The 21,342-nt window shown below is 47.1% G+C and carries 18 protein-coding genes and 2 tRNA genes; 19 read left to right on the top strand and 1 reads right to left on the bottom strand.

Going from position 1 to position 21,342, the window contains the following annotated elements; genetic code table 11:
- Nucleotides 1-31 precede the first annotated feature (31 nt).
- The 19 genes from MHB85_RS21730 to MHB85_RS21640 all read left to right on the top strand — a co-directional run bounded on the left by MHB85_RS21730 (nucleotide 32) and on the right by MHB85_RS21640 (nucleotide 20,025).
- A complete protein-coding gene (locus MHB85_RS21730; protein ID WP_192134157.1) occupies nucleotides 32-1,336 on the top strand; it encodes a dihydroorotase in 1,305 nt (434 codons plus the stop codon).
- Nucleotides 1,337-1,764: 428 nt separating this feature from the next.
- A complete protein-coding gene (gene carA / locus MHB85_RS21725; RefSeq protein ID WP_192134156.1) occupies nucleotides 1,765-2,907 on the top strand; it encodes a glutamine-hydrolyzing carbamoyl-phosphate synthase small subunit in 1,143 nt (380 codons plus the stop codon).
- A gap of 1 nt (nucleotide 2,908) precedes the next feature.
- A complete protein-coding gene (gene carB, locus MHB85_RS21720) occupies nucleotides 2,909-6,127 on the top strand; it encodes a carbamoyl-phosphate synthase large subunit (RefSeq protein ID WP_149846739.1) in 3,219 nt (1,072 codons plus the stop codon).
- Nucleotides 6,128-6,229: 102 nt separating this feature from the next.
- A complete protein-coding gene (gene pyrF / locus MHB85_RS21715) occupies nucleotides 6,230-6,970 on the top strand; it encodes an orotidine-5'-phosphate decarboxylase (RefSeq protein ID WP_274599281.1) in 741 nt (246 codons plus the stop codon).
- Complete coding sequence (gene pyrE / locus MHB85_RS21710) at nucleotides 6,967-7,608, top strand: orotate phosphoribosyltransferase (RefSeq protein WP_192134155.1); 642 nt, start codon at nucleotides 6,967-6,969, stop codon at nucleotides 7,606-7,608. The genes pyrF and pyrE overlap by 4 nt, the downstream gene beginning before the upstream one ends.
- 290 nt (nucleotides 7,609-7,898) lie before the next feature.
- A complete protein-coding gene (locus MHB85_RS21705; RefSeq protein ID WP_223199737.1) occupies nucleotides 7,899-8,828 on the top strand; it encodes an ABC transporter ATP-binding protein in 930 nt (309 codons plus the stop codon).
- Entirely contained in the window at nucleotides 8,791-9,900 is a 1,110-nt protein-coding gene (locus tag MHB85_RS21700; RefSeq protein WP_192134151.1) for an efflux RND transporter periplasmic adaptor subunit, read from the top strand. Before MHB85_RS21705 ends, MHB85_RS21700 begins: the two co-directional genes overlap by 38 nt.
- The gene (locus MHB85_RS21695; protein ID WP_091014125.1) at nucleotides 9,900-12,818 is read left to right on the top strand and encodes an ABC transporter permease; all 2,919 of its coding nucleotides are present in this window, start codon (nucleotides 9,900-9,902) and stop codon (nucleotides 12,816-12,818) included. Before MHB85_RS21700 ends, MHB85_RS21695 begins: the two co-directional genes overlap by 1 nt.
- Before the next feature lie 2 nt (nucleotides 12,819-12,820).
- Entirely contained in the window at nucleotides 12,821-13,684 is an 864-nt protein-coding gene (locus tag MHB85_RS21690) for an ABC transporter ATP-binding protein (protein ID WP_341073694.1), read from the top strand.
- Between the two features lie 21 nt (nucleotides 13,685-13,705).
- A complete protein-coding gene (locus tag MHB85_RS21685) occupies nucleotides 13,706-15,157 on the top strand; it encodes an ABC transporter substrate-binding protein (RefSeq protein ID WP_091014127.1) in 1,452 nt (483 codons plus the stop codon).
- Nucleotides 15,158-15,265: 108 nt separating this feature from the next.
- Nucleotides 15,266-15,457, top strand: a complete 192-nt coding sequence (locus MHB85_RS21680) for a hypothetical protein (RefSeq protein ID WP_047843730.1) — start codon at nucleotides 15,266-15,268, stop codon at nucleotides 15,455-15,457.
- Between the two features lie 71 nt (nucleotides 15,458-15,528).
- Nucleotides 15,529-15,602, top strand: a tRNA-Met gene (locus tag MHB85_RS21675).
- Between the two features lie 56 nt (nucleotides 15,603-15,658).
- A tRNA-Ile gene (locus MHB85_RS21670) sits at nucleotides 15,659-15,732 on the top strand.
- Between the two features lie 183 nt (nucleotides 15,733-15,915).
- On the top strand, nucleotides 15,916-16,341 hold the full coding sequence (locus tag MHB85_RS21665) for a hypothetical protein (protein ID WP_091014129.1): 426 nt from the start codon (nucleotides 15,916-15,918) through the stop codon (nucleotides 16,339-16,341).
- A 241-nt stretch (nucleotides 16,342-16,582) separates the two neighbouring features.
- Nucleotides 16,583-18,139 carry a hypothetical protein gene (locus tag MHB85_RS21660; RefSeq protein WP_091014131.1) on the top strand — a complete coding sequence of 519 codons (1,557 nt, stop codon included), beginning with the start codon at nucleotides 16,583-16,585 and terminating at the stop codon, nucleotides 18,137-18,139.
- A gap of 138 nt (nucleotides 18,140-18,277) precedes the next feature.
- Nucleotides 18,278-18,457 (top strand): hypothetical protein, encoded by a 180-nt coding sequence (locus MHB85_RS21655; RefSeq protein ID WP_091014133.1) that lies wholly within the window; start codon nucleotides 18,278-18,280, stop codon nucleotides 18,455-18,457.
- 171 nt (nucleotides 18,458-18,628) lie between these two features.
- Nucleotides 18,629-19,303, top strand: a complete 675-nt coding sequence (locus tag MHB85_RS21650) for a hypothetical protein (RefSeq protein ID WP_091014136.1) — start codon at nucleotides 18,629-18,631, stop codon at nucleotides 19,301-19,303.
- A gap of 116 nt (nucleotides 19,304-19,419) precedes the next feature.
- A complete protein-coding gene (locus tag MHB85_RS21645) occupies nucleotides 19,420-19,536 on the top strand; it encodes a YjcZ family sporulation protein (protein ID WP_017687347.1) in 117 nt (38 codons plus the stop codon).
- Nucleotides 19,537-19,695: 159 nt separating this feature from the next.
- Nucleotides 19,696-20,025, top strand: a complete 330-nt coding sequence (locus tag MHB85_RS21640) for a DUF1904 family protein (protein WP_017687348.1) — start codon at nucleotides 19,696-19,698, stop codon at nucleotides 20,023-20,025.
- Nucleotides 20,026-20,066: 41 nt separating this feature from the next.
- Here the strand turns inward: MHB85_RS21640 and MHB85_RS21635 are convergent, their stop codons facing one another.
- The gene (locus MHB85_RS21635) at nucleotides 20,067-21,290 is read right to left on the bottom strand and encodes an MFS transporter (protein ID WP_341073692.1); all 1,224 of its coding nucleotides are present in this window, start codon (nucleotides 21,288-21,290) and stop codon (nucleotides 20,067-20,069) included.
- Nucleotides 21,291-21,342: the final 52 nt, after the last annotated feature.

Below are 21,342 nucleotides of genomic sequence, written 5' to 3'. Positions count from 1 at the left end.
AAGCCGGACAGAACCGAAGCGGAGGGCAATTATGCTACAGATTATAAAAAACGCGAACGTCTTGAACCAAAAAGGGGAACTTGAACGGAAAACCATCATTATAGATGAAGGTAAAATTAAAAAGATCGCTGGTCTGGAAGACCAAGCCGTTCTGGATGCCGAAAAGTCAGCGCAAAGTGTGACAGACGCATCAGGCAAACTGGTTATTCCGGGATTGATCGATATGCACGTACATCTGCGTGAACCTGGATTCGAACACAAAGAGACGATCGAGACAGGTGCCCGTTCAGCAGCACAAGGTGGTTTTACAACAATCGCTTGCATGCCGAACACAAGACCAGTAACAGATACAGCGGAAGTTGTGAAGCTGGTACTGGATAAGGCCAAAGAAGCCGATCTGGTTAAAGTGTTGCCTTATGCAGCCATTACAAAAAATGAACTGGGTCGTGAACTTACCGATTTTGCCGCATTAAAAGAAGCAGGCGCTATTGGATTCACGGATGACGGTGTAGGCGTACAAAACGCTCAAATGATGAAAGATGCCATGAGCCTCGCGGCAAGCATGGATATGCCAGTGATCGCTCACTGTGAAGATGACTCACTGGTTGTTGGTGGATATGTGACGGAAGGTGAGTTTTCGAAGCGTCACGGAATCAAAGGGATTCCAAATGAATCCGAAGCCATCCACGTTGGCCGTGATATCTTGCTCGCAGAAGCAACGGGAGTTCATTACCACGTCTGCCACGTAAGTACAGAGCAATCGGTTCGTCTGATTCGTCTGGCGAAGTCCATCGGCATTAAAGTAACTGCTGAGGTATGTCCGCACCATCTGGTGTTGTCGGATGAAGATATCCCAGGCATGGACGCCAACTGGAAAATGAACCCGCCGCTGCGTTCACCACGCGATGTGCAGGCTTGTATCGAAGGTTTGCTGGACGGCACGCTGGATATGATCGTAACTGATCACGCGCCACACAGTGAAGAAGAAAAAGCCAAAGGCATGGAGCTGGCACCTTTCGGAATCGTAGGATTCGAAACAGCCTTCCCACTGCTGTACACCAAGTTTGTGGAAACAGGACTGTGGAGCTTGGACTTCCTGGTGAAACGTATGACAGCTGATCCGGCACGTGTATTCCGACTGGATACAGGCAAACTGGAAGAGGGAGCACCAGCCGATATCACAATGATTGACCTGAACGAGGAAAAAGCAGTTGATCCTGCAACGTTTGCAACCAAAGGAAGAAACACACCATTCACAGGCTGGAAGCTTAAAGGCTGGGCCGTACAAACTTGGGTGGATGGCAAAAGCGTGTGGGATAACACGGTACAACAGTAAAACGGTAATTTAGTAAATTTATAAATTACTAACTCTATATCTTTAAAACAGTAACAGTAATTCTTAACTTTTTAAAACAACACATCTTTCTAATTCTAAAACTTAATCTACAACTTTTACACCAGTAACATCTTTTCAACTAACTCGAGGCAAATCATGCCGAGAGTCTAACATACGAAACAAGCAAAGTTGAATGTCATGATTTTGAACTTGGATACCAACGTAACTGCGGAGCGGACAGAAAAGACCCGAAGAAGCAAAGCGTTCGCCTTTATCACCGGATTACATCATTTGAAAAATGATAAAAAGTAATCCGGGGATAACAGCGATCAAAGGGTTTTCTGTACGCGGAGCCGCACAATCGTAACGCTCCCAAAGTTCAACCCAAATGCCATTCAACGTTGATAAACACAGAGGAGTGAAATGGGATGCAGGCACAGGCAAGATTATTGTTGGAAGACGGCACACTGTTCACCGGGAAAGCATTTGGTGCTGAAGGTGAAACGACAGGTGAGGTCGTTTTTAATACGGGAATTACAGGCTATCAAGAGGTGCTTTCGGATCCTTCCTATTGCGGTCAAATCGTAACCATGACGTATCCGCTGATCGGAAACTACGGCATTACGCGTGATGACTTTGAGTCGATTCGTCCATACGTGCACGGTTTCGTTGTACGTCGTCATGAGCCAACGCCAAGCAACTGGCGTGCGGAATATAGCGTAGACAATCTGCTTAAGGAATACGGTATCGTAGGAATCAGCGAAATTGATACACGCATGTTGACTCGCCGGATTCGTCACCACGGCACAATGAAGGGAATTCTCACAACAGGATCGAAGCCTGTGGAAGAACTGCTGGAGATGATGGGAGACACTACCATTGCCGAGCTGCGTAACCAAGTGCCATTGACTTCTACAGAGCATGTCTACAACAGCCCGGGAACGGCTGAGCGTATTGTGCTCGTGGATTATGGTGCTAAAACAGGAATCTTGCGCGAACTCAGCAAACGTAACTGTGACGTTGTTGTTGTTCCACACGATGTAACAGCAGACGAGATTCGTCGCTTGAACCCGGACGGCATTCAACTGTCCAACGGCCCTGGGGACCCGAAAGACGTACCTCATGCAGTTAAGATGATCAGTGAACTGCTTGGCGAATACCCGATCTTCGGTATCTGCCTGGGTCACCAGTTGTTCGCACTTGCGGCAGGAGCAGACACCGAAAAACTTAAGTTTGGACATCGCGGAGGAAACCACCCGGTGAAAGAACTGGAGAGCGGACGTTGCTTCATCACATCCCAGAATCACGGATTTACCGTAAACGAAGAGTCTGTGAAGAACACAGATCTGGAAGTTACACATATCAACAATAACGATAAGACCATTGAAGGTCTGAAACATAAATCATTCCCGGCATTCTCGGTTCAATATCACCCTGAAGCAGCCCCGGGTCCTTACGACAACAGCTATCTGTTCGACCGCTTCATCGAGATGATTCGCGAGCACAAGATCACTAACCCGCAAAAGCCGCGTCAAGCCGTATTGGCAGCCGCAGTGAAAGGAGCACAATAACATGCCGATTAACAAAGATCTCAAAAAAATCCTGGTGATTGGTTCCGGTCCAATCGTCATCGGTCAAGCGGCCGAGTTCGACTATGCCGGTACACAAGCTTGCCAGGCTCTGAAAGAAGAAGGCGTGGAAGTTGTACTTATCAACAGCAACCCGGCGACCATTATGACGGATACCAACATGGCTGACAAAGTCTACATTGAGCCAATCACACTGGATTTTGTAACCCAAATCATTCGTCAGGAGCGTCCAGACGGCTTGTTGCCAACACTGGGTGGTCAGACAGGTCTGAACATGGCTGTGGAACTGGCACGTGCAGGCGTGTTGGAACGTGAAAATGTAAAATTGCTCGGAACGCAGCTGACATCCATCGAGAAAGCGGAAGATCGTGATCTGTTCCGTGACCTGATGCGTGAACTTGAACAGCCTGTACCTGAGAGTGTGATTGTAACGACACTTGAAGAATCACTTGAATTTGCAAATGAGATTGGTTATCCAATCATCGTGCGTCCAGCCTATACACTGGGCGGAACAGGTGGCGGAATCTGTGCGAACGAAGAAGAGCTGCGCGAAACTGTGGCAGCGGGAATTCGTTATAGCCCAATTGGGCAATGTCTGGTCGAGAAGAGCATTGCAGGCATGAAAGAAGTCGAGTATGAAGTTATGCGGGACAAAAACGATAACTGTATCGTTGTCTGCAACATGGAAAACTTTGACCCGGTAGGTGTTCATACAGGCGACAGTATCGTTGTAGCACCAAGCCAAACTTTGTCGGACCGTGAATATCAAATGCTGCGTTCAGCTTCACTGAAAATCATCCGTGCCCTGAACATCGAGGGTGGATGTAACGTACAGTTTGCACTGGACCCACACAGCTTCCAATACTATGTTATCGAAGTTAACCCACGGGTAAGCCGTTCATCGGCTCTGGCTTCCAAAGCAACGGGTTATCCGATTGCGAAAATGGCTGCCAAAATTGCCATGGGTTACACACTGGACGAAATCGTGAACCCGGTAACAGGCCAAACGTATGCTTGCTTCGAGCCTACACTGGATTATATTGTGAGCAAAATCCCACGCTGGCCGTTCGACAAGTTCATCTCGGCGAACCGTAAACTGGGAACTCAGATGAAAGCAACAGGCGAAGTGATGGCTATTGGCCGGACATTTGAAGAGTCGATTCACAAAGCAGTGCGTTCCCTGGAGATTGGCGTACACCGCCTCTACCTGAAGGATGCCGAAACGCTGGATGAAGCTACGCTGAACGAGCGTCTGATCAAAGCAGATGATGAGCGTATCTTCCTGATTGCCGAAGCATTCCGCAGAGGGTATACGTTGCAACAACTGCAGGATCTGACCAAGATTGACTGGTGGTTCCTGGACAAAATCGAAGGTCTGATCGCATTCGAAGATCGCATTCGCGAAGAATCCGAATTGTCTTCCGATATTCTGTATCAAGCGAAACGCCTTGGATTCACAGACCGTGCCATTGCTGAACTGCGTGCGCAAGGTCAACCAGGAGGCACATTAACAACTGAAGCGGAAGTTAGAACTCGTCGGGAAGCAGAGAACCTGCGCCCGGTGTACAAAATGGTAGATACATGTGCAGCTGAGTTTGAAGCAACAACGCCATATTACTACTCAACATACGAGACAGAGAACGAAGTGATCCCTTCCGACAAGAAAAAAGTTGTGGTACTGGGTTCAGGACCAATCCGGATCGGTCAAGGGATCGAGTTTGACTACTCTACTGTACACGCAGTATGGGCTTTGCAAAAAGCAGGCTATGAAGCAGTCATTATCAACAATAACCCGGAGACGGTGTCTACGGACTTTAATACATCGGATCGCCTGTACTTTGAACCGCTCTTCTTCGAAGATGTCATGAACGTGATTGAACAGGAGAAACCAGTAGGGGTTATCGTACAGTTCGGTGGTCAAACGGCCATCAACCTGGCAGCGCCACTGCGTAATGCAGGTGTAACCATTCTCGGAACGGATCTGGAAAGCATCGATGAGGCGGAGGATCGCAAGAAATTCGAACGTCTGCTCTCCCGTCTGGAGATTGCACAGCCAAAAGGTAAAACGGTCATTTCCGTTGATGATGCGGTAGAAACGGCTCAAAGTCTGGGCTACCCGGTACTGGTTCGTCCTTCCTATGTACTCGGCGGTCGTGCGATGGAGATTGTATACTCCGATGCTGAATTGCTGACATACATGGAACAGGCAGTTAAAATCAATCCGGAGCATCCGGTCCTGATCGACCGTTACATGATGGGTAAAGAAGTTGAGGTTGACGCCATCTGTGATGGTGAAACGGTATTGATCCCGGGAATCATGGAACATATCGAGCGTGCAGGGGTTCACTCGGGTGACTCCATCGCGGTATATCCTCCTCAACACCTGTCCCAGGATTTGAAAGAGAAAATTGTAGAGATTACAATCAAAATTGCGAAAGAACTGAAAACGGTAGGTTTGGTCAACATCCAGTTTGTTATCCATGATGGCCAAGTGTACATTATCGAGGTGAACCCGCGTTCATCCCGTACCGTACCATTCCTGAGCAAAGTAACCAACATTCCGATGGCAAACTTGGCAACTCAAGCCATTCTGGGTGTGAAACTAAAAGATCTTGGTTATGTTGACGGGCTGTGGCCTGAATCGGATCATGTATCTGTTAAAGTTCCGGTCTTCTCCTTCGCGAAGCTGCGTCGTGTAGAGCCAACCCTCGGACCTGAGATGAAGTCTACAGGTGAGGTTATGGGCCGTGACCCGAATTACGCTAAAGCGTTGTTCAAAGGTCTCATCGGCGCAGGAATGAAAATTCCGGCAACCGGAGCGATTGTTGTGACTGTAGCAGACAAAGACAAGGACGAAGCGGTTCCTTTGCTCGAAGGTTTCTACAGACTGGGTTACAAAATCATGGCTACCGGCGGAACAGCAGCTGCGCTTGAAGCAGCGAACATTCCGGTAACGACTGTGAACAAATTAAGTGAAGGTTCGCCGAACATTCTGGATATGATCCGTAGCGGCGAAGCAAACTTTGTCTTCAACACACTCACCAAAGGCAAAACACCGCAACGTGATGGATTCCGTATCCGTCGTGAAGCGGTAGAAAACGGCATTGTATGTATGACTTCATTGGATACGATTCGTGCGCTGCTGATCATGCTGCAAACGATCAACTTCTCTTCTGAAGCAATGCCTGCCTTTATAAAATAAATATTCACTGATGAAGGACATCAGTCAGCCTGCGGGCTGGCGGGATGTCCTTTATATCGGGCAAAAACGGAAAAAATGAGCAAGTGGAGGGGAGCGCTGGTGATGAATCAAGCGAGTTTCAATGAAATGGCTGGCCGTCTGATGGTGGCACTCGATTATCCTGGAGCGGAAGAAGCGAAAGCATTGGTACAAGCTCTTGAAGGCATTCCCTGTTATCTGAAAGTGGGTATGCAGCTGTTCTACGCAGCAGGACCGGACTTCATTCGGGAGCTGAAATCCAAAGGTTATTCCGTTTTTCTGGATGTGAAAATGCATGACATTCCCAACACCGTTCGTGGCGGTGCTGAGAGTATCACACGTCTTGGGGTAGACATGTTTAATGTGCATGCCGCGGGTGGAACGATCATGATGCGTGCTGCACGTGAAGGTGCTGAGGCAGCAATCGCTGCCGATCCTTCCCTTAGCAAGCCCGAGATCATTGCAGTCACCCAACTCACCAGTACAAGTCTGGAAACGATGAATAACGAGATTGGCATCCCGGGAAGTGTGGAAGCTGCTGTGGTCCGTTATGCAGGATTGGCCCAAGAGGCCGGACTGGATGGGGTTGTTGCTTCTCCACTGGAAGTGCCTGCAATTCGGGCAGCGTGTGGCAGTGCTTTTCACACCGTTACACCAGGAATTCGTCCAGCGGGTAGTGGTCTGGGAGATCAGACACGAGTCTTGACGCCGGGTGAAGCCATCGCCAGAGGAAGTCATTACATTGTTGTAGGCAGACCCATTACAGGCGCTCCCAATCCTCGTGAAGCGGCAGAAACCATTTTGAAGGAGATGTTGAACGCATGATCGAACTGAATGAGATTCCGAATCATATTGCTTCCCAACTGTTGAAAATTAAAGCCGTGGCGTTACGTCCGCAGCAGCCATTTACATGGACATCCGGCATCAAATCACCAATATACTGCGATAACCGCTTAACGATGTCCTATCCCGAGATTCGCAACGATATCGCTGAAGCCTTTGCAACGATCATTCGTAACCAATACCCGGATGCAGCAGTCATTGCAGGTACGGCAACTGCGGGTATCCCGCATGCTGCCTGGGTGGCTCAGAAGCTGGATCTGCCGATGGCCTACATTCGTGATAAAGCGAAAGGACACGGCAAGGAGAACTTGATTGAAGGTCTGATTACCGAAGGACAGAAAGTGGTTGTCATCGAAGATCTGATCTCTACAGGTGGAAGTTCGATCAAAGCAGCCGAAGCTGTACGCGTTGCAGGTGCAACACCGTTGGCTGTGCTTGCCATTTTCAGCTACCAGCTTGATAAAGGTGTTAAAGCATTTGAAGATGCTGGAATTCCACTTCAGACGCTATCTAATTACACCGCGCTGATGGATGTGGCTTTGGCTCAGGGAACGATTCAGGAAAGCGATTTTGAATTGCTAAAATCCTGGCGTGAAGATCCTTCTTCATTTGGTAAATAATATCATTGATACCTCGAAAAAATGTTCATGAATGAACGGTATCAAAATTGTAATGATTGCCGTCATAGCGGCAAAAGCATCGAATATGCAAGAGGCATCCCGCACTTTGGGGTGCTTTTTTCGTTTGTTCATCAAAATATTAACTTTTTCTCTCTACCGTTGTAAAAAGCTTGTAACTTTTAGTTGGGATCGGTCGTTTATAATTCAGTGTAGGTTGGAACAGATTTCTAATTTTAGGTTTTTTGAAGAAATGATCGGGATATCAAGAAAGGATGAGCGTGATTGCTGGCATGAAGAATTTATTTCTCAGAAAAAGACCTGCCAAGAGCCAGTCAGGCGATGAACATCAACAAGAGGAAACACCGTTGGAAGCATCGACGGAGTCGGGGGAAAATACATACATAAGTGACCCAGCGCACCCGACAAGTGAAGCATCTTTATCTGAAAGTGGAATTGGTTCGGATGAAGTGGCTGCAACGGCTGTCACCACCGTTGATGAACCCCAGAAGAAGATCAAACCAAAGAAGGATATGTTGCCTCCATATGATGGACCTGTACTGGAGGTGCGTAACGTGCATCGCAGTTTCCAGACAGGCAGTCGCATTATCCATGTGCTCAAAGGCATTGATATGGAAGTGAATCCGCAACAACTAGTCATGCTGAAGGGGCGATCGGGCTCAGGCAAAACAACACTGCTGAATATGCTCGGTGGACTGGATCAGCCTTCAAGTGGAGACATTCTGTTCTCTGGCCAGCCTCTTCAGGATTGGGGAGACCGGCGGCGAACCGCTTTGCGGCGCAAAGAGATCGGTTTCATTTTTCAGGCATATGCACTCATGCCCTTATTATCTGCTTGGGAAAATGTAGAACTGTCGCTGCGAATGGCGGATGTTCCGCGAGCGGAGTGGAAGGACAGGGTTGGTCACTGTCTGGATCTGGTTGGACTATCCAAACGGGTGAAGCACCGGCCATTCGAGATGTCCGGGGGAGAACAACAGCGGGTGGCTATAGCCAAGGCGATTGCCCATAGACCCAGATTATTGCTTGCGGATGAACCTACAGCGGAACTGGATTCCAAGATGGGCGCTCAGGTCATGGCCGTATTCCGCAATATTATTGAAGTAGAACAAGTAACGATATGTATGACTACACACGATCCTACAATTTTGGAGGTTGCGGACCATGTTTATGAAATGGCGGACGGCAGATTTATCAAGTAAAGGGGCCGCTCCGAAGAGGGGGAAACGCGCAGCACTTATTGTACTTGGTGCGATAATGCTTGCAACGATGTCCGGCTGCTCATTGCTGCCGTCAGAAACAGAGGAAGAAGTACTTCCGCCTATTACACCACCAACGATCTCCAAGAAACCGGAATATGAAGTCCGGACGGAAACGTTGGAGAAAAAAGTAAGTGGCAGTGGAAAAATGATGAGTCAGCGGGAAGAGAAGGTGTACTTCACGCTTGATGGCATGCATATCAAAGAGTTAAATGTTAAACCAGGGGATAAAGTGAAAAAGGGTCAACTTCTTGCTGTCCTGGATGTGGAGAGTGTGGAGAAGGAGATCCGTGGCAAGAAACTGGCTATTCGCAAATCCGAAGTTCAAATGAAGGAAACACTTCGCAAGAAGGATGAGATGGACCCGGTGGAGTTTGAAGAATCAACGATTGCGTTTGAAGAACTGCGCCAGGAACTCGCTGATCTGGAGGAACAACTGGGCAAAGCCACGTTGACAGCTCCGTTTGGCGGTACCGTTATTGCTGTGCAGGTAGAGAAGGGTGCAGCCGTGAAAGCGTATGATCCGATTGCTACGATTGCGGATACATCCAATCTGGTTGTGGCAGCTACCTTTGCCAAGGAAGATCTGGAGAAGTTCTCCGCGGGTATGAAGGCAGAAGTAGATATTAATGGAGCTGGTAAAGTCTCTGGCAAAATTAAAGTTATGCCTATCGCGGAAGCATCGGGAAGCGGCAGTGGCGAAGGGACGGGTGAAGGCGGTACGCCTCCAACCAAGGAAACGCTGGATAAGTATGTTATCGTTACACTTGCGAAAATGCCAAAAGGCGTCGAACGTGGTACACCACTATCGGTCTCGATTGTAACGCAGCGTACCGAGAACGCAATTGTGATTCCTGTATCCGCTTTACGCTCCATCGGTTCAAGAACGTATGTGCAAGTGGTGGAGAGTGATGGCAGCAAGCGTGAAGTGGACGTTGAAGTTGGTCAGCAGACATCGACAGATGTCGAGATTCTGAAAGGTCTGACCGTAGGCCAGAAAGTAGTGGGACGCTAATGGGGCTGCCATTGCTTCGGCTGCTGTTCCGCAAAATGTGGAACACGCGCTGGATGACCTTCAGCACACTGATCGGATTGATTGTGGCGGTAGCGTTCACCGTCAGTATTCCAATGTATGCCGATGGTGCGTTGAAACGGGTCGTCGCGCAAACGCTGCAGGATAACAGTGAAGGGTTGCCAGCCGGTTCGTTGCTTATGAGTTATCAGGCACCCGGTGGCGTGAAGACAGACACACGGGGTCTGGATGAAGTAGATCGTTATATTCGTGAGGATGTCCCTCGCGATATTGGTTTTCCTTTTCATACGTATGTGAATTCAAGATCTATTCGCAGCACAGAGGTGAGCCCGGAAGATCCAACCAAAGTGGATGCCAGCAGGGCGCGCAGTATGAGTCTGGGTACGATGAGTGGGCTGGATGCACAGGTGAATTACTCTGCCGGGGTGAAACCTGGAAACCAGGTCAAAGATGACACGATCGAGGCAGTCATGTTGGAAGAGGGCATGTACCGTAACGACCTGCATATCGGTGACATTCTGGAATATCCGGTGTATAGCGGTCTTGATATCACGTTACGTGTGAAGATTACGGGTTCCTTCAAGGCAGATGATCCGAACAGCCCTTACTGGGTACAAGGATTTGACGGCATGATGAATGGACTTTATGTGGATGAATCGGTTTTTAATGATGTTTTACTGAAGGAAAAAGGGATTCCACTTCAAAATTCACGTTGGTATTATGCCTTTGATCTGAAAGAAATTCAAACCAGCCAGTTATCAGGTCTGACTTCCATGCTGGAAAGGCTGGATATCGATCTGTACCAGCGGCTGAAAGATACAAAAGTGGACATCACCTTTGGTGATCTGCTCAAGCAGTTCCGCAGTCAGAGTCTGCAACTGCAGACGATGTTGTTTACCTTGGCAGCACCGATGATTGCGATGGTCTTTTATTTTATTGCGATGAATGCCAGACAGTCATTACAGAAGCAAGAGAGTGATATTGCGGTATTGCGCAGCCGTGGAGCTTCAGCTCGGCAGATCTTCTCTCTCTACCTGCTTGAAGGCATATTTCTGGGCGCTATTGCGCTGGTTATTGGGCCGTTGCTTGGTTGGTTTATGGCCAAGAGTATCGGTTCAGCAAGTGGCTTTCTCTCGTTCGTAGATCGGAAGTCTATTCCGATCGGTGTATCAAAAGAAGCTATTCTCCTGGGCGTAGCAGCGGTCCTTGTTGCGATCATCGCATCACTTATCCCTGCGATAACCTATGCACGGGCAACCATTGTATCTGCCAAACGGCGGCAAGCACGGACAGACCGTGCTCCAGTATGGCAACGCTGGTTCCTGGACGTTGTGTTACTGGGTCTGGCTGGATATGGATATTACCTGTTCTATGAACGTCAGATGTTGACCTTCCAGACCGGAATGACAACCGATCAGCTGCAGGTACAGCCGTTTCTGTTCTTTGTACCGGCACTCGCGATTTTTGCGCTCGGACTATTCTTCCTGCGCTTGTTCCCGTGGATTTTAAAGCTCATCCAGCTGATCGGTCGCAAATTTCTCCCGGTCCCGTTGTATCTGACTTTAACGCAGTTATCACGTTCATCATCTTCTTATTATCCGTTGATGATCCTTCTTGTACTGACACTGGGACTTGGGGTGTACAACTCGGCTGCTGCTCGGACGATTGATCTGAATTCCACTGAGCGTACCTTGTACCGTTATGGTTCTGATGTGATTATGCAGACGGTGTGGGAAGGAACACCTGAGGTTAAACCCGGTGGTTCTGGACAGAATGGCGGTTCTGGTGGAGGTCAACAAGGTGGTGGCAATGGAGGAGGAGGTTCTGCTGGTGGTGGTTCCGGCGGAGGCAATGGCGGTGGAGGTGCTCCAGGTGGTGGCGGTTCTTCGCAGCCATCCAAAGTCATCTACTCCGAACCTCCATTCGAAGTGTTCCGCAGATTAGACGGGGTTGAACATGCAGCACGAGTGCTGCAGACCAAAGGTAATATTATCGTCTCTGGTAAATCGGGCGGACAGGGGATGCTGGTCGGAATTGATAATGTGGATTTTGCTCAAGTGGCATGGTTCCGCAATGATCTGTTCCCGGCACATCCCTACAAGTACCTTGACTTGCTTGGTAAATATGAAGGGGCTGTATTGATCTCTTCCAAATTTGCTGACAAATTTAAGTTGAAAACTGGAGACCTCGTCTCCATGGGTGTACAGGGACAGGCGATTGAATTCGTCGTGTTTGGGATCATTCCTTACTGGCCAGCCCAATATCCGGATCAGATGCCATTCTTCGTGGCGAATCTGGATTATATCTATGATCAGGTGCCTTTGATTCCTTATGAGGTATGGCTGAAAATGGAACCGGATGCCAAAGTGGCTCCATTAATGGAGAAACTCGCAGCAGAAGGCATTGAGTTATCTTCTGTGCGTGACGTACGTACCGAATTGGTATCTCAGGGTAAACATCCGTCAAGAGGTGGCGTATTCGGAATACTGAGCCTTGGATTCCTGGTATCGGTTATCATCTCGTTGATCGGATACGTGCTGTACTGGTTCTTCAACCTGTCCGGACGTGTTGTGCAGTTTGGTGTATTACGGGCCATGGGTTTATCCCGGGCACAACTGAGTGGTATGCTGCTGCTGGAGCAGGTGTTCACAGCGGGGCTATCGATCCTGCTAGGTATTGGAATTGGTCAGGTATCCAGTCGTTTATTCCTGCCATTCCTGCAAACGACGGATAATGTATCTGCTCAGGTACCTCCGTTTCGGATTGTGTTTGAACAGCAAGATATGTTGCAACTGTATGGGGTCACCGTAGTGATGCTGGTTATTGGTGCAACGATGTTGCTCTGGCAGATTCGCAGATTGCGGGTTCACCAGGCAGTCAAAATGGGAGAGGAGAGGTAAACGTGATCCAATGCGAAGGACTTGTCAAAATTTTTAAATCCAGCGATGTGGAAGTCGTTGCCCTTCAGGGTCTCAACCTGACTGTCAATCAAGGTGAAATGATGGCCATCATCGGTAACAGCGGTAGCGGTAAATCCACACTGCTGAATATTCTGGGCGGGCTTGATCGTCCTACGGCTGGTACGGCCGTTGTGGGAGACTGGGATTTGCTCAAGATGACAGATGCCCAATTGGTCGAATACAAACGTCATACGGTAGGTTTTATCTGGCAAAATAACGGTCGTAACTTGCTGCCTTATCTCACTGCACTGGAAAATGTGGAGACTCCCATGATTCTGGGAGGCAAGCGAGATCGTGCTTATGCAAAACAGTTGCTTGAATGGGTAGGCCTTAAGGATCGGATGCATAGCAAATTGCATCAATTGTCAGGAGGAGAGCAACAACGGGTAGCGATTGCGATCTCCTTATCCAATCGTCCCAAAATTCTGCTTGCAGATGAACCTACCGGTTCGGTCGATTCCGAGACATGTGATACAATCATGGGCATTTTCCGAAGAATGAACAAGGAGCTCGGCGTTACGATTGTCATCGTTACCCATGACTTGACGCTTGCTGGCAAGGTAGACCGGATCGTTGCGATTCGGGACGGCTTGACCAGTACCGAGTTTGTGAAGCGCAACCCGAATCTGGATGATGAGCATAACTTGTCCGAGGCGGGTATGCCGGACATCCATGAAGCATTTGTCATTATAGACCGTGCAGGACGACTTCAGGTACCAAAAGAGTATCTGGAGGCCTTATCCATTGATAACCGGGCGACATTGGAATTTGACGGTGAACGTATTGTTATTACACCGCCAAGATAATTAATGAGGGGGAATTGGGAAATGAAGAACAGGTTGTGGGGAAAACGTGTGCTGGCTGTCATGGCTACTGCGACGCTAGCATTGCCGCTGATTGCTGGCTGTACGGCAAGTGAGGCGAAAGATACAGAGCAACGTGTATTACGTGTGGCTACAATGTGGGGAGGACAAGACGACAGTTATTTCCGTCAACAGTTTACTGATGCTTTTGAGCTGACCCATCCCAATGTAACCATTGAGATTGTAGCTGCTGTTGATCAGAGCAGCATGTACGGGTATGGCAACACCGAAGAACAGCCGGAAGTTCCGGATACGATGGAAAGTCTGAAGAAGATTATGACTGGCGATAACCCGGTTGACGTCATCGTGGCGGATACCGCTACTGTCAAATCATTAATTCAGGAGAATCTGGTGAAACAGCTGGACCCATTAATGCAAGAAGACAAGTTTGATACCACTGACATTGTTCCTAGTGTGCTGGAGGGTATCAAAGATCTGGGGGATCAGAGCATCTATGCATTGACACCAACGTTCTCATCTTCCGCTTTGTTCTATAACAAGGGCATGTTTGAAAAAGCAGGTGTGGAACCGCCAACGGACAATATGACTTGGGACGATATCTTCAATCTGGGTACCCGACTTACAAAAGGTGAGGGTAAAGATCACGTATTTGGTTTCGCCTTCACGACATATCAGGGTGGTTCGCCTTACTACTCCATGCAGCAGTACTACAGCGCGTTGCAGCTGAAGACGTTTGATGACAAAGCAGAGAAGATGACCGTAGATTCTCCTCAATGGGAGAAAGTGTGGAGCACCATCAGCAAACTTGCCATTGACAAAGTCATCCCTAAAGGCGACGAACCACAGGATCAGAATCCGAGTGGACGTTATGATCCAGTACAGGGTGACCTGTTCCTGAGTGGCAAGGCAGCCATGGCTATTGGTGATTACAGCTATATTAATCAATTAATTGATGCCAATAAAAATGCGGATAAAATGAAAGACTTTACGAAAGTGGATTGGGATGTGGTAACACCTCCAGTTCACCCGGAAGCTCCTGAAATTGGAGGCAGTATCTACCTGAGCAATCTCATGGCGATCAATAGTGCGGCTCAGAACCCGGATGATGCGTGGGAACTGATCAAGTACATGAACAGTGAAGATTGGGCTAAAATCAAGGCGCGTAGCAGCTATGAGATGGTATCCCGGAAGAGCTTCATTAAGCCCAAAGACGGCCTGGATTACAACATTCAAGCATTCTATTCTTTGAAGCCGATTCCGCCAACCAATACCAATCTGGATAAAATGTATCAAAAATCCCCAGGCTTATGGCAAGTCAATGAAAAAGGCATGGAATATTTCAATCAGGTACTTGAGAACAAAAAGACACCAAAAGAAGCACTTGGTGAGTGGGCAGCGAAAGGAAACGAGATGCTGCAGAAATTGAAAAAAGATCCTAAAGCTACGTTTCAATGAGATTTGATGAAGTAGTCATATCATAAGTTAAGGATATAGTCGCTGAAGATTTTAATCTTTGGCGGCTATTTTTATGAAAATGGGGTATTCTACAAAAAGCAGGAATAAATGACGACTCCGGAAAGGACGAGCGGTATGCACTGGGTATATTTCAGCAAGTTGTATGCAACCAAATTTCAGGCAGGATGTCTGGCCAAACGTATGGAGCAGGATGGGTGGATTTACGGTCATAATGAACCAGCGGAAGTGGAAGTTTATCGATCACGTAAAGGACGTTACGGTGTGCGTTTTATTCCCTGACATTACCCCTTGACTTATAGGGTGACGATAGTGTATATTAATTAAGTCGCTGTTTTAATATTTTTTACTGACGCGGGGTGGAGCAGCCCGGTAGCTCGTCGGGCTCATAACCCGAAGGCCGCAGGTTCAAATCCTGCCCCCGCAATTTAGTTTCACTTGGATGATTTACAGCCATCATCTGCACGTTATACATTATGTCTAGGGCCCTTAGCTCAGTTGGTTAGAGCGGTCGGCTCATAACCGATTGGTCACAGGTTCGAGTCCTGTAGGGCCCATACTCTTGAAACCCTTGCCTAGCAAGGGTTTTTTTCTGTCTACAATTAGGTGCTAGAGCAAAAAGGTAACTTGTAAATGGTATCTTTCTAATATGCCTTTTTTTGCGAATGTCAGTGTATGTCCATGCCATATCTCAAATCTCGCATATACTACCTTATCCCAACCCATAGGAGGTAGATTTCATGAGTCAATTTATTGATGCAAGAACTTCGCAGAATGCGAGTTTGGCTAACTCTATCGCCATTCCAATCCTTGTAATTAACACACCACAATTATTTGGCCAGATTGGTCTAGTCACAGGTGGCAGCATTGGAGCTAACCCACGGGTACAATTCAAAGGAACGGTGTCTGTGCAACTTCCTTTGGCACTTGTTGGTATAACCATCACAATTGTTAGGGGAACTTTGGCTACGGATCCTGTGATTTATTCCGCAACGTCTACGTTCAGCTTGAGTATACTTGCCCCTCAGATTATTACGTTCTCTGCAGATGACTTCAATCCGCCTATCACGCCTCAATTGACGTACACTGCATTTGTCAGTTCCAACTTGCTCGGTACGATCCGTGTAGGTCCTGAGAACTTTGACGGAGTGTTGTATTCCGACTAATATTGAGCGCTCATGCCTAAGTGAAACTAGATTAATATTCTTTTTAAATGAAGGTAATAACAGACCTGCCCTCAAAAGCAGGTTTTTTACCTGTTGAAGGGGAAAACTGAACTTCATCGAGTAGGTAGGGTTCTATGATATAATGCATTACAGAGATTGGAACGGTATTTACGAATAAAGTAAAACATGAATTTTTTTGAGAATTTTACGAAATTAGTGATAGAAAGCAGGTTTACCTTTAATGACGCAAAATGAAAGTCAACGTTTTCGTTACAGTGAAGCTCCGGTCTGGGATTGGCAGAGAGCTTATTATGAACAGAAGGGGTTACAAGCTTGGACAGAGAATCAAGTCCCTCAATATATTACGAGTAATCCGGTGATTGCCACGGCGTATGCAGAGATGATCTTTGGCTTTCTTCAGGACCTCTCGAACAAGGGAAAGATCAGCGAGACCGTAACCATTCTGGAACTTGGAGCGGGGGTAGGGCGGTTGGCACACCAAATTCTCCTGAAACTGCTTGAGTTAAAGGAATTTGCCGCAATACAGTTACCGCCTTTCAGATATGTGATGACGGATCTGGTAGCGGAGAATGTGCTGGGTTGGCAGGAGCATCCATCCATGCAATCCTTTATTCAACAAGGTATAGTGGATTTTGCACGTTTTGACGCTGTAGTGGATACGGAATTAAATCTGGTCGTTGCAGGCACGGTTATTCGGCCCGGTGATCTGAAACAACCGTTGTTGTTGATTGCTAATTACTTTTTTGACAGCATCCCACAGGAATTAATCTACATTGGGGATGGCGAGATCTATGAGTGCGATCTGCTTGTACAGTCTCCGGATCGTCGTCTCGATCTTGAGCCTGCTGAGATGCTGAAGAACATGACGCTGAGTTATGAGTATCGCCGAGCACCGGAATACAGTGAGGATAACTATCCTTATCAGGAGCTTATCACATTGTACAAAGAGGAACTGGAGGATTCTCACATTTTGTTCCCAGCAATCGGGTTGTCTTGTCTCGAACGGTTGAACAAGCTGTCACAGTCAGGTTATGTGCTGATTACCGCTGATAAAGGGGATCATCGGCTGGATAACTGGAAGTTCGCAGAGCCACCTGAATTTGTTCTTCACGGGAGTTTTTCGCTAACTGCTAACTATCATGCCATTCAATATGTCTTGGAACAACAGGGTGCCCATACACGATTCACAACACATCATTATAAAGACCTGAATGTTGGGTGCATGTTGATGTTGGACGAACCCATCAGTTATGTGAACACACGTTTGGCCTACCATCGATTTGTCGAACGTTTTGGCCCGGATGACTTTTTCAGCATGAAACAATGGGTAGACTCTCGAATAGAAAGTATGGAGTTGAAGCATATTTTACCGTTTTGGCGTCTGGGCGGGTATGATGCAGAGTTCTTGATCCACAGTGCAACGCACATTTCAAGTCTTCTTCCTGATGCAAGTGATGAGGAAATGCTTGATATTCAATCTGGTATTCATACGATGTGGTCGTCCTACTATGTGATGGAGCAGCAAGGGGGGCTCGCATTTCTGGCAGGGCAGTTATTATATGAAATGTATATGTATGAGGATGCGAAACGGTTTCTGGAGATATCGTTGGTTGCAGACCCGAGTAACCATAATCCAGCCGTCTTATACGATTTGGCTGTGTGCTGTTATGAACTTGAACTGGAAGAAGAAACCCTATCATATACCCATAAAGTTTTGGCTCTGGAACCTGATCATGAAGAGGCAGCAGCGTTGCTCCAGAGTTTCGAGTTGATCTGAACAGAACAATTTTAGTTTGTCTCCTATATGTCTAGAAATAGTGATGGTTGTATATAAAATTGAAACCTAATTGGATTGTAATCGTATTAATGGGATATTCAACCAATTATCTGTTTAAGCAGAAAAGGAGACAGAGTTATGAAGAAAATGTTATCCGTTGCATTATATCCACTTGCTTGGGTGCTGGGGGCACTGAGTATCTTATCTGGAAATGCAAACAGTGTCGCAGACAGCGCTCTATTGGCTAAGGATATCGCTACAGATCGAAGCTATGATGGGCAGGCTATCTATGATAGTATTGAACGTAGAAATGCCTAACTACATATCATTCAACTGTAAAGGTAATTGTGTCGTCGAGCAATAACATGAGAACCAATTACTCTTAAAGCAAAGTACGGTGAGCAGGAGTTCTGTCCGTACAACCTTTAAGCCGGTTTCGTACCTTATTCAGGTATGAACCGGCTTTTATTTATGAATGGGGGATACCAGATGAAGGTTATCATTGGACAACCGAGGTTGGAACAGCACCTGCTGCAGCTTGAAGCCGAACTCAAGCAACACTCTGATGCGGATATATTGTTTTTTCCTGAAGGTTATCTGAACCAGAATGTTGAGGAAGCTTGCAGGTTGGCGGCTGAATATGGGACTATGATTGTATCAGGTCATCGCAGACTGGACGAACGTCCAAAAGACCGATCGATTATCATCAGTAAGGCTGGAGAGATTGTGTTGGAGAAAGCTAAGTATACACCTGCTGAGACGGTTGAGGAACAGGGTTTGGTAATAAGCACTTTGTTGTGTGATGAGCTGGTCCTGCAAGGATTTGGAAATGAGAATATAGGGAATGTGGACATTGTGATGCATTCCATTGGTGTGGGCATGTTCAGTGAAGAGCAGTACAGTGAGTGGGTCGAAGAGGCTCGGCAGATCGCCATGAAGCATCAATGTATTGTCATGGGGACAAGCCATGCGGATGGTTCGTACCGTGATAGCGAGATCTCCATTCCGATCGCCTATTGTATAACACCTGATGGAGAGGTTGTTCTGGCATCCCGAAGTGATACACGTACTCGTACAATCCTTCTGGAAAGAGGAAATACAGACCCTTCACCTCAGGAGTCACAAGAAAAACCACTGAAAATCTCCATCGACCCATCTGGTTAAGTTACCGGGTATGAATCCCAGATGAATGGGCTGATGAACTTGTCGAATAGCCCGATCACTTGCGCAGAATACGCATATGTTATGGCATACCTTGAAATTCAAAGGAGGCCAATCAAATGAGTCAAGTTGGATACGGTTGTTGTAATGTTGGTGGCGGCGGATGGACTTCCACAAGTGCAATTCTCGTACTGTTCATTCTGCTCGTGATTATCACAAAATCTTTCTGGCTGTAAGTCACGTATAGAAACGTGCAAACAGTGGCTCCGCTGAGACTTCAGCGGGGCTTTTCCTGTTTATAAGAAGCAACATATGCCATCCATGACATTTGACAACTGAAAACAATGTGCTTAAAATCACATAAGAGACTATTAACAGAGATTGAAGGGATAGCAATGCCGTTTATTCGCTTTAAAGGATTCACAGGTCCTCAACTAGAGGAAGTTGTACCCCAAATTACAGAGCAGATGGCCCTAATTACTCATATTCCAAGGGAGAGAATGAAGGCAGAGCGTCATGATGTACAAGCGCTAACACCTTCTCCGGCTTCTATAGAGATTCTAATGTTTCAACGTGACCAGGAGATTCATAATCGGATTGCATCGTCGGTGCAAGCTATTTTGGAAGAAGCATACATGCCGGATGTGCATATTTTCTTCAATATATTGTCACCTACTTTGTATTATAAAAAAGGCAGGCCGCTGACAGATTATCGATTGGATTGAGATTGTGAGGGACGAGCAGAATATTGCTCGTCTCTTTTGATTTACATATTTTTTGTACGTTCAGCAATGGGATGGTTCCTGTGAGCCCTGCTCAACGATAATGAGCATATCGCAGACATAATAAACAAGGCTCCACCGATAAGGTATACCCACCGAACGCCCAGTTGATCGGCGACTAGACCAAAGATGACTATGGATACACTCATCACCGTGGATATCAGGACGCCATGGGTGGCGTATACCTTGGTTAGGGATTCGACAGGTACACTGTTCTGAAGCGCTGTCTGCTGAGCCACATCACGAATCTGATGAACTGGACCCATGAGTATGCATAACACCAAAGCGAGCCATGGCAGGTTGTTTAGACCATAAACGACGGTCAGCAGGCTGAAGAGAAGGGAACCCATGGTCATACTAGCGATTAGATGCTTCTGAATACGTTTGGCCAGTGCAAGAGCCAGAATACCTCCAAGCATGGTTCCGGCAGCGTAACTCGAGTTCATGAGTCCCCACCAACCTTCTCCTCGTCCCAGAGCTTCTTTTGCAAAGGCTAGCGTAACAGCTCCGATCCAGATGGAACCCGCAAGAGCCTGGGCAATGTCCATAAGCGTGATCAGTCGTAATGATGGGTTGTTCCAAAGTATACTCCAGCCTTCCCTCAATACATTTCGGGATACAGCAGATTTCTGGAGTTTTTCTACATTCTGTGTGAGCGAACCCATGGCAATCATGAAAATCAGAACGGCCCAGGACAGGCTTGTAGCTGCCCAGAAGGTCTGTGACGCCCCCCAGTTCATCACGGCGAATCCCGTCATGGCGTAACCGACAATGGTTACAGTCTGATTGGAGAAAGATAGAAGGCTATTTGCTTTTATAAGGTCTTCACCTTGAACCAATCTTGGCGTTAAAATCTTCAGTAACGGAGTTTCCCATCCGTCCAATAAGGATAGTATGACCACTCCGATCAATAGAAGTGGCAGTTGTGAAATCAAATGATTCAACGAAATGGCTATACAGGTCATGATGAATGTTTTGGCTATGGAAATGCTGATCAATAGTTTGGAGAATGGGAAACGGTTCACAAGTAATGGCAAAGAGAAACCTGCTATTATGCGTGCAGTGATCTGAATCAGTGGAAACATTGCAGCAGAGAGTACCGATCCAGTGAGACCGTATATAAACGTAGTAATGACCATGATATATATGACATTAATAAGTGAGAGCAGCGTTTTAGCGGCCCAGTACGGATAAAATGCGATGTTCATGCCAATGATGTCCTTTCCGAAACGATATATCTATATTACGGGCATTGTCATC

The organism is Paenibacillus sp. FSL K6-4396, from assembly GCF_038002525.1.
Classification (GTDB): Bacteria; Bacillota; Bacilli; order Paenibacillales; family Paenibacillaceae; genus Paenibacillus; species Paenibacillus amylolyticus_B.
Note: the sequence above shows the minus strand (reverse complement) of the source record. Positions and strands in the feature narration are given on the sequence as shown.

What these genes read in the sequence shown, in the direction of transcription:
- MHB85_RS21730 (WP_192134157.1), top strand. Translation starts at nt 32, where the DNA reads ATGCTACAGATTATAAAAAACGCGAACGTCTTGAACCAAAAAGGGGAA.
- carA (WP_192134156.1), top strand. Translation starts at nt 1,765, where the DNA reads ATGCAGGCACAGGCAAGATTATTGTTGGAAGACGGCACACTGTTCACC.
- carB (WP_149846739.1), top strand. Translation starts at nt 2,909, where the DNA reads ATGCCGATTAACAAAGATCTCAAAAAAATCCTGGTGATTGGTTCCGGT.
- pyrF (WP_274599281.1), top strand. Translation starts at nt 6,230, where the DNA reads ATGAATCAAGCGAGTTTCAATGAAATGGCTGGCCGTCTGATGGTGGCA.
- pyrE (WP_192134155.1), top strand. Translation starts at nt 6,967, where the DNA reads ATGATCGAACTGAATGAGATTCCGAATCATATTGCTTCCCAACTGTTG.
- MHB85_RS21705 (WP_223199737.1), top strand. Translation starts at nt 7,899, where the DNA reads ATGAAGAATTTATTTCTCAGAAAAAGACCTGCCAAGAGCCAGTCAGGC.
- MHB85_RS21700 (WP_192134151.1), top strand. Translation starts at nt 8,791, where the DNA reads ATGTTTATGAAATGGCGGACGGCAGATTTATCAAGTAAAGGGGCCGCT.
- MHB85_RS21695 (WP_091014125.1), top strand. Translation starts at nt 9,900, where the DNA reads ATGGGGCTGCCATTGCTTCGGCTGCTGTTCCGCAAAATGTGGAACACG.
- MHB85_RS21685 (WP_091014127.1), top strand. Translation starts at nt 13,706, where the DNA reads ATGAAGAACAGGTTGTGGGGAAAACGTGTGCTGGCTGTCATGGCTACT.
- MHB85_RS21680 (WP_047843730.1), top strand. Translation starts at nt 15,266, where the DNA reads ATGACGACTCCGGAAAGGACGAGCGGTATGCACTGGGTATATTTCAGC.
- MHB85_RS21665 (WP_091014129.1), top strand. Translation starts at nt 15,916, where the DNA reads ATGAGTCAATTTATTGATGCAAGAACTTCGCAGAATGCGAGTTTGGCT.
- MHB85_RS21660 (WP_091014131.1), top strand. Translation starts at nt 16,583, where the DNA reads ATGACGCAAAATGAAAGTCAACGTTTTCGTTACAGTGAAGCTCCGGTC.
- MHB85_RS21655 (WP_091014133.1), top strand. Translation starts at nt 18,278, where the DNA reads ATGAAGAAAATGTTATCCGTTGCATTATATCCACTTGCTTGGGTGCTG.
- MHB85_RS21650 (WP_091014136.1), top strand. Translation starts at nt 18,629, where the DNA reads ATGAAGGTTATCATTGGACAACCGAGGTTGGAACAGCACCTGCTGCAG.
- MHB85_RS21645 (WP_017687347.1), top strand. Translation starts at nt 19,420, where the DNA reads ATGAGTCAAGTTGGATACGGTTGTTGTAATGTTGGTGGCGGCGGATGG.
- MHB85_RS21640 (WP_017687348.1), top strand. Translation starts at nt 19,696, where the DNA reads ATGCCGTTTATTCGCTTTAAAGGATTCACAGGTCCTCAACTAGAGGAA.
- MHB85_RS21635 (WP_341073692.1), bottom strand. Translation starts at nt 21,290, where the DNA reads ATGAACATCGCATTTTATCCGTACTGGGCCGCTAAAACGCTGCTCTCA.